Raw genomic sequence first — 14,803 nt, forward strand, 5'->3', positions numbered from 1 at the left:
TTTTCCCTCATCCCTCATCCATTTCCCCTATTTATTTTTTATGTAAGATGTAAGATGGGTGATGTTTAGGCATTTTGCTTTTCCCTCATCCCTCATCCCTCATCCATTTTCCCTATTTATTTTTTATGTAAGATGTAAGATGGATGATGTTTTGGCATTTTGCTTTTCCCTTATCCATCTCACATTTTACCTCAATTGCGTAAAGTATTCCGCCAAAGGACCTAAGGCCAAAGCCGGGAAGTAAGACAAAGCAGTTAATACTAAAATCACGGCAAAAGTCATCAGTGCGAATGTTTTAGTATCAGTTTTCAAGGTGCCGGCCGATTCAGGAATAAACTTTTTACTGGCTAACAAACCTGCAATCGCTACCGGACCAATAATCGGTAAGAAGCGACCAAGGAAAATAATTACTCCTGTCAAGACATTCCAGAACACATTATTGTCGCCCAAGCCTTCAAAGCCAGACCCATTATTTGCATTTGAGGAAGTGACCTCGTAAAGCATTTCTGAAAAGCCGTGAAATCCAGGATTGTTTAACCAGGCTTTCGGCTGAACGGCCCATGCTGCATCTCCATGATTGGTGAAAACATAAGTGGCAATCGCCGTTCCGGCTAGGATTAAAAACGGACTTAGTAAAGTAATGATGGCGGCAATTTTGATTTCTCTTGCCTCTACTTTGTGACCTAGAAATTCGGGGGTTCTGCCCACCATCAAACCTGAAATAAATACAGCGATAATCAGGTAGATAAAATAGTTTAACAAACCCACTCCGCAGCCACCGTAAATGGCATTAATCATCATTGCGAGCAATTGCCATAAGCCAGTTAGCGGCATGGTACTATCATGCATTCCATTCACCGAGCCGGTAGAAATTACGGTAGTTAAGGTGCTCCAGTAGGCTGTAGCAGCAGGACCGAATCTTACTTCTTTCCCCTCCATTGCGCCTGTGGCTTGCGAAATTCCCATTTTTGCCAAAGCTGGATTCCCACCTAATTCTGAGGAAATAGTTGGAATCATCAGCATAAATAATCCGATTGTCATTACACCAAAGATGGTCCAGGCTAATTTTTTCTTGCTGATGAAGTATCCAAAAGCGATGATCATTGCTATTGGGATGATGGTTTGTGCAATCATTTCAACCATATTGGTGAAATAGCTTGGGTTTTCGAATGGGTGGGCAGAATTTGCACCAAAATACCCACCTCCATTCGTTCCCAAATGTTTTATGGCGATCATCTGTGCAGCTGGTCCGCGAGAAACATTTACGGTATCGCCCTGCATAGAAATGAATTGATCTTTGCCTTCGTAACTTGCAGGTGTACCATTAAACGTTAAAATCAAAGCAATTACTACAGATAAAGGCAAAAGTAAACGCGTAATGGCTTTTACAAAAAACTCCCAGAAGTTGCCTAGTTGTGTTGCTGTTTTATCTCTAAAAGCTTTAAACAATACCACTGCTGCGGCAATACCCGTTGCAGCACTTACAAATTGAAGAAACATCAATACAAATTGCTGGGTGAGGTAGCTTACGCCACTTTCGCCAGAATAATGCTGAAGGTTACAGTTGGCTACAAAACTTATAATGGTGTTGAAAGCCAAATCAGGTGTCATACCTGGATTTCCATCAGGATTGAAAGGCAGTTTATCTTGAAAAATGAGAACAAAAAAGCCATAAACCAACCAAAGCATGTTAATGGTAAGCAAGGCTTTTAATTGTTGTTTCCAGTTCATTTGCTCTTTAACATTGATACCTGAAAGTTTGTAAATAACGTTTTCGAGTGGTTTTAAAAAATCTGTCCAGACTTTTTCTCCCGCAAAAACCTTTGCCAGGTATTTTCCTAAAGGAATGGCGATGATTAAGGTGAGCAGGAATGTGGCAATAATGCCGGTTAATTCAGTGTTCATTTTTAAAATTTTTCTGGTTTAATCAACACGTAAATCATGTAGATAAATACGGCGATGGCGATGATGAATAGTGCTAACATTTTCTTTAAATTTTTTCAAACCAATCAATAGAGAGGTAAGTTGCCCAGCAGAGCAGGATGAGAAGGAGAAACAGGATAATTATCATAACTTATTGATTTATGAAATGCCTGTTGCCAACTCTCGTGCCGTTGAATGTTGCTTTTGTGTAAGTGACTGATTACTTGTGTTTTATTTGGTTATTAGAAAGAAATCAGAATTTCAGACATAAAAAAACCCTTCCGTTTTGGAAGGGTTTTTATCGTTTTGAAAGGATAGATTATTTTTTACTAATGGAACAGCGAAACGCCAAGACCAGGTTTTTGATTTATGGACTCTAGACTTCCGACTTAGGATTAAAGCTTTCCCTTCTGATTTAATAAATCAAAATACTTATCCAGATTAGCACCTAATGATTTTTCCATTGAAGCTTTAAAATCTGCTGGTGTAGGATGTTTATTTTTCCATGCTGCGAAATAATCCTGAAATGCTTTATCGAATTTTTCCTGTCCGATTTGCGATTGCAAAAGGTATAACCATAATGCTGTTTTAGCATAAGAGATGAGCCCATATTCTTCTGAAGTTTTAAAATCAGCAGCTGGCGTTTCAATCGCAGATTCCATTGGCACATTTGATAGTGCACCATAAATGCTGGCTAAAAACTGATCAGTAGGCAGGGCCTTAATTTTTTCAGGAATGGCATCGCCGAAAATAGAATTCGACTTGTATTTTTCTGCCTCATACCTGAACTGATAGAAAGTATTGAAGCCTTCATCCTGCCAGGTGTGGATTCTTTCATTGCTGCCCAGCATACTCATAAACCAGTTGTGGCCAACCTCATGTGTAATCACACCATCTAATGTTTCTTTTTTGGCATCCGGACTGGTAATTAGCGTAATGGTTGGATATTCCATACCACCACTAGCGTTATTTTTCGGACCTTCTATGGCCTGAACTACCGGGTATTCGTATTCGCCAATCCATCGGCTATATTTCTTTGTCGCATCTTTAATATAATCGATGCTGTTTACCCAAAGCGTGTTTTTCTTATTATGGTAATAGCTAAAAGCATCAACAACTTTGCCTGAAGCCAACTGTACAGTATCGTATTGAATCACCAGATCCTGATCAGCAAACCATGCAAAATCAGGAACGTTGCTAATAGAATAAGTAAGGGTTTTTGTTGCCGACTTTTGTACAGGGCTATAGATGGTTGGCTGATTGCCTCTGTTTGCCGTATTTTTTGCTCCGATTGATTTATATGCTTTCAACTCGTCAGCATTTTGCAGTGTACCTGTTGCGCCAACAACGTAAGCAGATGGAAGAGTAATGTTCACTTTGTAATCTGCATATTCACTGTAAAATTCGCCCATATCCAGATAAGGGAATTCGTGCCAGCCGTTTCTATCAAATACTGCAGGTTTTGGGTACCATTGCGTTACCATAAATTCGGTATCGGCATAACCCGAACGCGAAAAATAATTTGGAAGCTGTACATTAAAATCTGTAGAAATGGAGATAGAATCTCCCGACTTAAGAGGGCTAGGCAACAAAACCTTAATAATATCGATGTATTCCGGATTTGGATGTGCTTCAGTTTTGGCTGTTTTGCCATTCACTTTAAAGTCTAACCCGTCGATACTGCCATAGCTCACATTTTTCAGTTTTTCCTTGCGGGAAGTATCATTTCTGATCTGTTTGAAAAGTGCCGTAGATTCATTTTTATAGGCATTCGGCCAGATGTGAAACCAAATAAAATCAAGCGTTGAAGGCGAATTATTTTTATAGATAATGGTTTCAGAACCTTTTAGAGATTTATTTTTATCATTTAAGGTAACATCAATGTTGTAGGTTAATTTTTGCTGAAAGTAATTTCCCTGTGCGAAGATGGAAAAAGACGTAAGAGTCAGTAAAATAGTTAAAAAGCTTTTTTGCATATGTTTTAAAAAATTATTTGTTTGCCCAGATTGAGCACAAGTTATAACGATTTTTTTCAAATTAAATTTCTAGAATCCCATATTCCTCTATTTTCCGGTAAAGCGTGGTCAGCCCAATGCCCAGAAGTCTGGATGTTTCCGTTTTATTGCCTTTAGTATGAACTAAAACCTTCTGAATATGGTGTTTTTCTACCTGCTGAAGGTTGAAATTATTTTGAAGCGGTGCAAATTCAAAAAACTCAGGCGGTAAGGCTGATAGGTTGAGTTCCTCCCCATCAGATAAAATGACCAGGCGCTCCATTACATTTTTTAGCTCCCGGATGTTTCCCCGCCATTGATATTTTTCAAAAATCTCCAGAATTTTATTGTCAAGATGCAATTGAGGTCGGTTAGATTTGATTGCAAACTCATTTAAGTAATGTTTTGCCAGCAGTAGAATATCTGCTTTCCTTTCCCGCAGGGGCGGAAGCATGATAGTGAAAACGGAAAGGCGATAATACAAATCAGAACGAAATTTTCCAGATTCAGCATCTGCTTTCAAGTCCTTATTTGTAGCTGCCAGTATGCGCACATTCACCTGTTGCGTATGCGTATCTCCAACTTTAATAAAACTTTGATTTTCCAGTACCCGCAAAAGTTTGGCCTGTAAATCGAGGTTCATTTCGCCAATTTCATCTAAAAACAATGTTCCGCCATTGGCTTCTTCCAGTAAGCCTTTTTTATCTTTGTTGGCGCCAGTAAAGGCTCCTGCTTTGTAACCAAAGAGTTCACTTTCCAACAAATCAGGACTAAAGCCACTACAGTTTAAAGCCACAAAAGGCTTCGCCGCACGCGGACTTTCATAATGAATGGATTGTGCAAAAACCTCCTTTCCGGTTCCCGTTTCTCCCAGAAGTAAAACAGTGGTATCCGTTTGACTCACCCTCTTGGCTAAATCAATGGCTTCGTTTAATTTTTTTGATTGCCCGATAATGGTGTTAAAATGATGTTTGCCCGTAATTTTTTGTGATAATTCTAAAACACGTTGTTGCAAATTGGCTTTATCGATCGCTTTGTAAAGTAAAGGAATTATTTTATCGTTGTCGTCGCCTTTCACCAGGTAATCAAAAGCACCATTTTTAATCGCTAAGACACCATCTGAAATTGTTCCATAAGCCGTAAGATTAATTACTTCCACATAAGGTTTTAGCAATTTAATGTCTTTTACCATGGCTACGCCATTCACATCAGGCAATTTGACATCACTGATGACGATACTTACATCATTATTTTTTAAAAGCTTTAAGCCCTCTTTGCCAGTGGCGGCTTGCAAGGTTTTAAAACCTTCCAATTCTATAATTCTGGAAAGTAAACTACTGATTTTTTTTTCATCATCAATGATGAGGATGATCCCGTTCATAGGTTTGAAATAAGCTACAATATTAAGGATAAAAAAGGCGAATCATCAAAAACCAATGGATAATTGATCGTGCATTATTCTTTGCGATTCGGATCGTTTTGAAATCCTGAACACTTAATCTTTCCATAATGAGAAAAAGCCTTTCATTTTGGTGAGTTAAATTGTTTAGCTAAGCATTTTAATTACTGCTGTTTTATTTTTATGGACAGATAATCAGTAAGATATGCGATCGTTGTTTGCAAGGCACCCGGTTTGTATAGATGGGTTATGAAATTTTAAATAAAAATGAACAATCCAATAATATTTGTACGCATTGCAACAAAGGCCGATGCCATCTATGCAGATGAAATTGTAAGTGAAACTTTAAACGCTGCCATCATCAGAGGGTCGGGAATCTCAAAAAGGACTCCGGAATCCATTATCGAAAAGATGGAAACTGGCAAAGCGGTAATTGCGGTAACCAGTGATGGCGAATGGGTGGGTTTTTCTTATTTTGAAGCCTGGGAACACGGCGATTTTATTTCCAATTCCGGATTAATCGTAAAATCAAAATTCAGAAATTCTGGAGTAGCAAGGTGTATCAAAAATAGAATCTTTAACCTGTCTAGGCGCAATTTTCCTCAGGCAAAAATATTCAGCATTACCTCCGGTGCAGCAATTATGAAGATGAACAGTCAGCTTGGTTTTGAGCCGGTAACGTTCGACCAGATTACCAAAGACGAAGATTTCTGGGCCGGCTGTTCAAGTTGTATCAACTTCGATATTCTGGAAAGAAAAAATCGATGTAACTGCTTGTGTACCGCTATGTTATTTAGTCCGGAACACATTGATCACATCGTTACTTATGCTTCGTTCGCAGAGAAAAAACAACATCTATTAGAAACCCATTAATCAACCTAACTATGGATACCACAGATAAACCGATAGAAACACATCCCGATTTAAATGTACTTTACAACGAGTCTATTAACCTTTTAGCTACATTGATCAGTATTCCATCTTTCAGCGGTGCTGAAGATAAAACCGCTGATGAAATTGAATCGCACTTAGCGAAGCATCAGATTAATACCAACAGAAAACAGAATAATGTATGGTGTTACAATAAGTATTTCAATCTGCAAAAGCCGACTATTTTACTCAATTCGCACCATGATACCGTAAAACCGAACGAACAATATACCAGAGATCCATTTGCTGCGGTAGTAAATGATGATAAGTTATATGGTTTAGGAAGTAATGATGCCGGCGCTTCTCTCGTATCTTTAATCTCTACTTTTATTTATTTTTATGCGGTCGAAGATTTGCCTTTTAATATTTGTTTGGCCGCAACAGCGGAAGAAGAAACTTCAGGTGGAAACGGCATCAAATGTATTCTCGAAGAGCTAAAGCCAATTTGTTTTGCCATTGTTGGTGAACCCACAAATATGCAAATGGCCATAGCGGAGAAAGGTTCGATGGTGATTGATTGTACAGCAAAAGGTCGCTCTGGCCATGCAGCCAGAGAAGAGGGCGATAATGCAATTTACAAAGCCATAAGAGACATCGCCTGGTTCTCCAGCTACCAATTTCCAATTGAAGATGGTGCACCGCAACCCGTAAAAATGACCGTAACGCAAATAGATGCAGGTATGCAACATAACATCATTCCTGGCTGTTGTCATTTTATTGTAGACATTCGGTTCGATCATAATTATACTTCCAGAGAAGTTCTAAATACGATCATCAATCACACTGTTTCTAGTTTTAATGTCCGTCCGAATATTTTACAGCCGTCCCATATTGATTTGTTGCATCCGGTAGTGGTAGCGGGTTTAGGCTTAGGTAGAAAAACATATTTATCGCCAACAAGTTCAGATCAGGGCTGGCTAGATATGCCATCGGTGAAAATGGGGCCGGGAGAATCTGCAAGATCACATACAGCTGATGAATTTGTGTATATCGACGAAATTGAAGAGGGAATAACCATTTATATCCGTTTGCTGGAATCTGTTTTTAAACACGGCGCGTAAGCTTTTTGTACTTTTTCGTTTACGGTCGGCAGAAATAAATCCTTTTTAAGCATATTTGGCTTCGTAAACCAAATTCTATGTTTAAAAGATTAACGATTGTAATCATCCTCGGTTTTTTTGCAGGTTTCTGTTCTGCCCAACAGGTGCGGCCAGCTAAATCTTCAGAAATTTATCGTGAGCTGAAAACGCTTAAGCATCTTCCAAAGGTGCTTTATCTTGCTGCCCATCCAGATGATGAAAATACAGGCTTACTCTCCTGGTTAATTAATGATCAAAATGTAGAAACCGGTTATTTATCCCTCACCAGGGGAGACGGCGGACAAAATCTTTTAGGTACAGAGCAGGGGGCAGCCTTGGGTTTAATCAGAACGCATGAACTTTTAGAAGCGAGGAAATTAGATGGTGCACAGCAGTTTTTTACACGTGCCATCGACTTTGGTTTTTCTAAAAATACAGATGATACCTTTAAACAATGGGATGCTGACAGCATTACTGCCGATGTGGTTTGGGTAATTAGAAAATTCAGACCGGATGTGATTATTTGTCGTTTCCCGCCAACGGCAGCCGCTGGGCACGGGCAACATGCAGCCTCTGCGGTAGTGGCAGAAAAAGCGTTTAAGTTAGCAGGAGATAAAAATGCTTTCCCTGGTCAACTAAAATATGTTAATGTTTGGCAACCTAAAAGATTGGTTTGGAATACCTTTCGTTTTGGCGCTGTAAACACCACGGCTGAAAATCAGTTAAAAGCAAATGTTGGTCAGTATGATGCCCAGTTGGGAATGGGGTATGGTGAACTGGCTGGTTTAAGCAGGAGTTTGCATAAAAGTCAGGGTGCAGGTACACAATCGGTAGCAGGGGTAAGAACGGAATATTTTACACCAGTTTCAGGCGATCCGGCTAAGACAACTTTGTTCGATAGAATCCCAATGAACTGGTCTGAAAAAGGCGTTAACGATTTAGATGAACTGATTGATATTGTGCTTTTATCTTTCGATTATAACCATCCTGATAAAAGTCTGCACGGCTTACTCATGCTGCGCAAAAAAATCGCTGAGCTACAGGACCCAAACCTGAGAAAAGACAAATTAGCTGCAATTGACCATATTATTTTAAGCTGTACTGGCTTTATGGGCGAAGTGGTAACCAACCAGGCCGAGGCGATTGCAGGAAATAGCTATAGCTTTCGTTTAAATGTGATTGCAAGATCTGCTGTTCCGGTGGTACTGGAGGAGGTAAACTGGATCAATCAAACAGACCGTTTAAACCGAAAAGTTTCGGGCGATTCTTTGCTTACCATAGAACGTAAAATTCAAATCCCGGCAGGTACAGCTTTAACAGAACCTTACTGGTTAGAAAAACCTGCAAAAAATGCAGCAACCTTTAGTGTAGCGAACGACACCCTAATCGGTTTAGCTGAAAACGAATCTGCGCTAAACGTTACCCTGGCACTCAAAATTGGTTCTGAGAAATTTATAATTAAACTGCCATTGTCTTTCAAAAAGTTAGATCCTGTTAAAGGCGATGTGGTAGAACAGCTCAGAATTGTTCCAGCGCTTGACTTAAGTTTTGCTGAACCTGTTTATTTTGCTAAAGAAAAAGAAGGATTATCAGTTACGCTTAAGTTAAAAGCGAATCAATATATCAATTATGGAAGTGTAAGTTTCAAAATTGGAAACACCATCATCAAAACCTTCACAGGAATTAACTTGCCAGACAACACGGTTACCATTAAAGATTTTTTAATTCCGGCGGAAGATCTATCAAAAATCAAAACCAGTCAGAATAAGCTGGAGGCCGTTTTTTATGCAGAAAATAATACATTTAATAAAGGGCAGGTGTTAATTCAATATCCACATTTGCCGTCTTTGCAATATTTTGTTCCGGCAGCTACCTGGTTGTTGAAAGGTGACATAAAAGTGCTTGCTAAAAAAGTGGGCTACATTCAGGGAGCAGGTGATTTAATTCCTGAATTTTTACGTCAGGCTGGTTTGCAGGTTGATGTGTTGACAGAGGCTGATATTCTCAATCCAATAAAATTGGCTACCTATGATGCCGTTGTAACTGGTGTTCGTGTAATTAATACAGAAAAAAGAATTAAAAACTGGCAAACTGCCTTAAAAAGTTATGTAGAAAATGGTGGGACCATTGTAATGCAATATAATACTACTCAGGATATGGCTTTGCAGGATTTCGGGATTTATCCTTTCAGCATCAGCGGTAAAAGGGTTACGGAAGAAAATGCAGCGGTTAAATTCTTAATTCCTAATCATAAACTTTTAAACTATCCAAATAAGATTACGGCTGCAGACTTTAATGGCTGGGTGCAGGAGCGAGGTGCTTATTTTCTAGATAAATGGGATGATAAATATGAGCCACTTTTTGAAATGAATGATACTGGAGAGGAGCCTTTAAAAGGATCTACACTGTATGCAAAATATGGAAAAGGAAACTTTATTTATTCGCCATTGGCATTTTTCAGGCAGTTGCCTGCTGGTAATGTGGGTGCGGCAAGGTTGTTCTTTAATTTTATATCGGTAGGGAAATAAGCAACACCATTTGATCTGGAACTTTGTGAATCTGCACATTATTTAACTATAATAATTGCTTTCTTTTATTTAAATTTGAGATATGACTACAATGCGAATTGATATATTAAACCCTAAAGCAACCAAGCTATTAAAAGATTTGGCAGCTCTGAATTTGATTGCAATTCAAGATACTCCTCAGAATAGTTTCGCTGGCGTACTAAAAAAGTTTAGGTCAAAATTCAAATCAGCTCCCTCCATGGAAGAAATAACAGCAGAGGTAGAGTTGGTCAGATCTAAGCGTTATGCAAAGTCAGAAAAGTAGAATCATTATTGATACCAATCTTTGGATTAGTTTTTTAATCACGAAAGATTTTTCTAAACTTGATGAAATTGTTCTTTCTAAAAAAACGGTATTAATATTTAGTGAAGAATTGCTCAATGAATTTCTGGATGTAGTTAGCCGTCCTAAACTCAGGCGATATTTTGTTCAGCAAGATCTAGAAGCACTATTAGAGACTATTGAAGAATACGCAGAATTCGTTGAAGTTATCACACATACCAATATTTGTCGTGATGAAAAGGATAATTTTTTAATTTCTCTCTCGATAGATGGTGAAGTAGACTTTTTATTAACCGGAGATCAGGATTTACTTGTACTTAATCCCCATGGTAAAACCAACATTACTACCATTTCTAATTTTATGGAGAGCGATTTTCATAAAATCTTAAATCAATAATACCTATTCTGAATTAATGAAAAATCAGCTTAAAAACTGGAATACCTGGTACATCTTATTAGCACTGGCTTTGGTGTTTCAGGTGGTATTCTATTATCTTTTTACTAAATTCTGGGCATGAGTAATATCGATTGGTGCGTACTCATTTTCACTTTATTAGCCGTTGTTGTTTACGGAATTTTCATCGGCCGTGGGCAAAAAAGTAACGAATCCTATCTAAAGGCAGATAGTAAGATGCCATGGTACATTGTGTTGTTAGGCATTATGGCCACGCAGGCCAGTGCCATTACATTTTTATCGGCTCCTGGGCAGGCCTATACCGATGGAATGCGTTTTGTGCAGTATTATTTTGGTTTGCCATTGGCGATGATTGTGATTTGCATTACTTTCATTCCCATATTTCAAAGGCTGAACGTTTATACCGCTTATGAATATCTGGAAAATCGTTTCGATAAAAAAACCAGGGTTTTAACCTCTTTACTTTTCTTGTTTTCCAGGGGATTATCTACAGGAATCAGCATTTATGCACCAAGTATCATTTTATCAAGCGTATTAAACTGGAATATTTATTTAACGAATGTTTTAACCGGCGGAATCCTTTTAATTTACACATATATTGGTGGTGCTAAAGCCATTGCGCACACGCAAAAACTACAATTCCTGATCATATTAGGTACAATGGCTTTTGCAGGTTACCTGTTGGTTCAAAATATGCCAAATGGAATTGGCTTTAGCGATGCCCTTTACCTTGCCGGGAAATCCGGGAAGCTAAATGTCATTACCACCGAATTCGACTGGAAAGACAAGTATAACATTTGGAGTGGCTTAATTGGTGGGTTTTTTCTGGCGCTTTCTTACTTTGGTACCGATCAAAGCCAGGTGGGGCGATACATTACTGCCAAAGATAATACCAATGCTAAAATGGGTTTGCTGTTAAATGGTTTGGTTAAAATACCGATGCAGTTTGCCATTCTTTTGATTGGTGCATTGCTGTTTGCTTTCTTTTCTCTAAAACCTGCGCCAATTTATTTCAACGAACGATCGTATCAATCTTTAAAAGAAACGAAGCCAGAACAAGCAGCTATTTTCGAAAAAGAACATCAGGCTTTGGCCGAAAAATTTAACCATCAGTCTCAAGCTATTCTGGCTCAAAAAGAAAGCCATTCGCCTGAATTAAATACTTCTATTGCAAATTTTAAGGCAACTCAAAAAGATGTTAAATCATTACATGGTCGGGTAGAAGAAGCCATTAATCAATCAAATTTCAATGCAGAGAAAACAGATACCAATTATATCTTTCTGTATTTTGTGAAGAATACGTTACCGGTGGGAATGATAGGTTTACTATTCGCGGTAATATTCCTGGCGAGTTGGGGCTCTATTTCAGCTGCGTTAAATTCATTGGCAGCCTGTTCATTAAAAGATATACATTTAATTTTCAGTAAAAAAGAAATAGATGATGCAACAGAACTAAAGTACAGTAGATTGCATACACTGGGCTGGGGGATATTTTCTATTGCCGTAGCCATGTTCGCCACGCAAATGGGATCTCTGATTGAGGCGGTAAATGTATTGGGTTCACTTTTCTACGGACCGATTTTAGGTATTTTCCTGGTGGCATTTTATTTCAAAAAGATAGATGGTGCTTTGGTATTCATTTCTGCTATTTTATCAGAAATTGCAGTAATTACCGTTTATGAATTCGATGTGGTATCTTTTCTCTGGTTAAATGTAATTGGAGCAGCTGCGGTGATCATTTTTTCGACTTTGGGATTATTATTTTACAGGCCAAAATGATCAGTAATCAATAGATAATTCCTTTAGTTGGTAAGCTTTATTTTACGTGTAGCAGATATTTACAAACTCAAGCTATTGATCAAATTTGATACCTTTATTTTGAATAGTTAAAATATAAAATAGATCACATTATAGATGAACGAAGCCTGGGTTGAAAGATGGAATGACAGATACAGTACAAATGAATTTGCTTATGGTGAAGAACCAAACATTTATTTAAAGGAGCAGTTAGTGAAACTGAAAGAAGGAGCAATACTTTTTCCAGCAGAAGGAGAAGGTAGAAATGCTGTTTTTGCAGCCAAGTTAGGGTGGACGGTTTCAGCTTTTGATATCAGTATTGAAGGTAAAAATAAAGCACTTCATTTGGCAGAAAACCATCAGGTAGCCATCAATTATCAGGTTGGTGAATTGGAAACATTAAATTATAAGACTGAACAATTTGATGCTATTGCATTAATTTATGCCCACTTCCCGGCATCGATTAAATCTTCCTATCACAAAATACTTGATCGTTATTTACGAAAAAATGGATTAATTATTTTTGAAGCTTTTAGTAAAAAACATCTAGATTACCTTGCGAAGAATGAAAAGGTTGGAGGACCAAAAGAGATGGATATATTATTTTCTATAGCCGAAATAAAGGAAGATTTTGAAAATTATGAAATAATAGAACTGGTAGAAAAAGAAATCGAATTAAACGAAGGATTGTTTCATAACGGACAAGGGTCGGTGATTCGATTTGTTGGACGGAAGAAATAGACCATATCTTCTATTTAACCCAAAATAATTCGATATAGAACATCATGTGTCCTTTTCGACATTACAATTATAGTTTTATCGTCCCAAAGCACTAAATTCGTACAATCAAAAAACAACAAAAACAAATAATTATACGAGTATGAAAACAATGATTAAATCTATTACGTTGCTTTTAACGGCAATAACGATCTCCGCCAGTGCAATGGCACAGGAAGCTCAACCGAAACCAAGTCCGGCAGCTACAGCAACTGGAAAAGTAAAAGGTGCAACCATCACCATTAACTACAGTAGCCCAGCAGTAAAGGGGCGTAAAATTTTTGGTGGCTTAGAAGCTTATGACAAGGTTTGGCGCGCAGGTGCAAATGAGGCTACCGTTTTTGAAACCGATAAAGATATTATGGTAGAAGGAAAACCATTATCAGCTGGAAAATACAGTTTCTTCTTAGTTCCTAAAGAAAGCGGAACATGGACAGCTGTTTTTAATAAAGAGCCAAAACAATGGGGTGCTTATAAATACGAAGAAGCTAAAGACGCATTACGTGTTGATGTTAAAGTAAAACCATTAAAGGCGACTCAGGAGCGTTTAGTTTACAAAATTACTAAGACAGGATTCTCTTTAGATTGGGATAAAGTTTCTGTTCCTGTATCGATCAAATAAGAATTTTATAAATTATGTAGAAAGCCATTTCGGATTCCGGAATGGCTTTTTTTTGCTTTAAAGCAAGTACTTAAATCAGAATTTTTAATGGTAAGCCATTCAAAAGAATTACATCACGCAGGAAGAAATCAATGCCAGCGGTGTATAAAAGTTTATTTTTATTGCAGAACTGATTAAGGTTTCTGATACTCCGAACGGGATTTATCGATAGGAAATTAATATTAAAAATTATGTTCAGATGGCAAACATATTTTCTATAAACATGTTTTTCTGATATAAAAAAAATATTACCATGGCCCCATTGAAAATAAGCGAAGAACAGCATGCTACTTTGAGCAATAAAAGCACCTTAGCATCATTAAATGATCAATCATTAGAATTACATCCGGAGGCTTATAAAGTGAAAGGGCCTTCTCCAGAAAAAATGCAGAGCGTATCTGCTTCCTTGCGCACCTATGCACATGGCTTGTACGGATTGTTGTAGGTTTTCCGATATAGAATAGAAATGAATGCCAGTAGATAGGACTTTTGTTGTCCTTGCCGAACAGGCTTATTTTCTTTTGGCACCAAAAGACCAGCGGAGTTAGCTTGAACGCTAAAAATAATAAACGCATATGAAAATACAAAAGTGCCGGCTCGCAATTATTCATATAGTTTTATGTTTTTAATTGCATTCATGAGGGCTGCACTATTTTTCTGTCTAAGTCAGTAAGTGAGCTTAGTCAGTGCCATCCCGAAAAATTGACCATGCCGGTTTAAGCGCTGAACGAAGAAATATTGGTTTGGCTTTATTGGGTGTTTACAGCGACCACTATAAACATAGCTGCAAGTTACTTTCAAATACTCACGGATTATTGCCCTTCACTATCATGCCGAAGCATGAGGCATCCCCAAGGTAAGCATTACAGGCTTTCGTTCTGCTTAATGCCGCACAGCCGGGGTCGCTGCTTAATTTAATTTTTATTCTCACCTATAAATAAGGTGTCAACTTATGCTCACCATCCTGCGAAAGCATGA

The 14,803-nt window shown here is 38.0% G+C and carries 13 protein-coding genes; 9 read left to right on the forward strand and 4 right to left on the reverse strand.

Translation table 11 applies throughout. The features are described 5' to 3' along the window. Positions 1-186: 186 nt before the first annotated feature. From kdpA to ACN1CD_RS08920, 4 genes are all read right to left on the reverse strand, one after another. Entirely contained in the window at positions 187-1,905 is a 1,719-nt protein-coding gene (gene kdpA, locus ACN1CD_RS08905) for a potassium-transporting ATPase subunit KdpA (protein ID WP_419130036.1), read from the reverse strand. Positions 1,906-1,907: 2 nt separating this feature from the next. Continuing rightward, positions 1,908-1,985 (reverse strand): potassium-transporting ATPase subunit F, encoded by a 78-nt coding sequence (locus tag ACN1CD_RS08910; protein ID WP_082468366.1) that lies wholly within the window; start codon positions 1,983-1,985, stop codon positions 1,908-1,910. Positions 1,986-2,318: 333 nt separating this feature from the next. Next, a complete protein-coding gene (locus ACN1CD_RS08915) occupies positions 2,319-3,899 on the reverse strand; it encodes a M1 family metallopeptidase (RefSeq protein ID WP_419130037.1) in 1,581 nt (526 codons plus the stop codon). A gap of 61 nt (positions 3,900-3,960) precedes the next feature. Further along, positions 3,961-5,298, reverse strand: a complete 1,338-nt coding sequence (locus tag ACN1CD_RS08920) for a sigma-54-dependent transcriptional regulator (protein ID WP_419130038.1) — start codon at positions 5,296-5,298, stop codon at positions 3,961-3,963. Between the two features lie 285 nt (positions 5,299-5,583). Between ACN1CD_RS08920 and ACN1CD_RS08925 the strand changes: the two genes are divergently transcribed. From ACN1CD_RS08925 to ACN1CD_RS08965, 9 genes are all read left to right on the forward strand, one after another. After that, the gene (locus tag ACN1CD_RS08925) at positions 5,584-6,189 is read left to right on the forward strand and encodes an N-acetyltransferase (protein ID WP_419130039.1); all 606 of its coding nucleotides are present in this window, start codon (positions 5,584-5,586) and stop codon (positions 6,187-6,189) included. 11 nt (positions 6,190-6,200) lie between these two features. Continuing rightward, entirely contained in the window at positions 6,201-7,307 is a 1,107-nt protein-coding gene (locus tag ACN1CD_RS08930) for a M20/M25/M40 family metallo-hydrolase (RefSeq protein WP_419130040.1), read from the forward strand. Positions 7,308-7,384: 77 nt separating this feature from the next. Continuing rightward, positions 7,385-9,853 (forward strand): PIG-L family deacetylase, encoded by a 2,469-nt coding sequence (locus ACN1CD_RS08935; RefSeq protein ID WP_419130041.1) that lies wholly within the window; start codon positions 7,385-7,387, stop codon positions 9,851-9,853. A gap of 82 nt (positions 9,854-9,935) precedes the next feature. Continuing rightward, positions 9,936-10,157, forward strand: coding sequence for a hypothetical protein (locus ACN1CD_RS08940; RefSeq protein WP_419130042.1), 222 nt, complete (start codon positions 9,936-9,938; stop codon positions 10,155-10,157). Then, positions 10,138-10,572: a putative toxin-antitoxin system toxin component, PIN family gene (locus tag ACN1CD_RS08945; protein WP_419130043.1), complete on the forward strand. Its 435-nt coding sequence runs from the start codon at positions 10,138-10,140 to the stop codon at positions 10,570-10,572. Before ACN1CD_RS08940 ends, ACN1CD_RS08945 begins: the two co-directional genes overlap by 20 nt. 117 nt (positions 10,573-10,689) lie before the next feature. Beyond that, positions 10,690-12,369, forward strand: a complete 1,680-nt coding sequence (locus ACN1CD_RS08950; protein ID WP_419130044.1) for a sodium:solute symporter — start codon at positions 10,690-10,692, stop codon at positions 12,367-12,369. Positions 12,370-12,504: 135 nt separating this feature from the next. After that, positions 12,505-13,128, forward strand: a complete 624-nt coding sequence (locus tag ACN1CD_RS08955; protein WP_419130045.1) for a class I SAM-dependent methyltransferase — start codon at positions 12,505-12,507, stop codon at positions 13,126-13,128. A 139-nt stretch (positions 13,129-13,267) separates the two neighbouring features. Continuing rightward, positions 13,268-13,786 (forward strand): DUF2911 domain-containing protein, encoded by a 519-nt coding sequence (locus ACN1CD_RS08960; protein WP_419130046.1) that lies wholly within the window; start codon positions 13,268-13,270, stop codon positions 13,784-13,786. A gap of 292 nt (positions 13,787-14,078) precedes the next feature. Further along, complete coding sequence (locus ACN1CD_RS08965; RefSeq protein WP_419130047.1) at positions 14,079-14,270, forward strand: hypothetical protein; 192 nt, start codon at positions 14,079-14,081, stop codon at positions 14,268-14,270. The last annotated feature ends 533 nt before the right edge of the window (positions 14,271-14,803 follow it).

It is taken from the genome of Pedobacter sp. N23S346, from assembly GCF_048515415.1.
GTDB lineage: Bacteria > Bacteroidota > Bacteroidia > Sphingobacteriales > Sphingobacteriaceae > Pedobacter.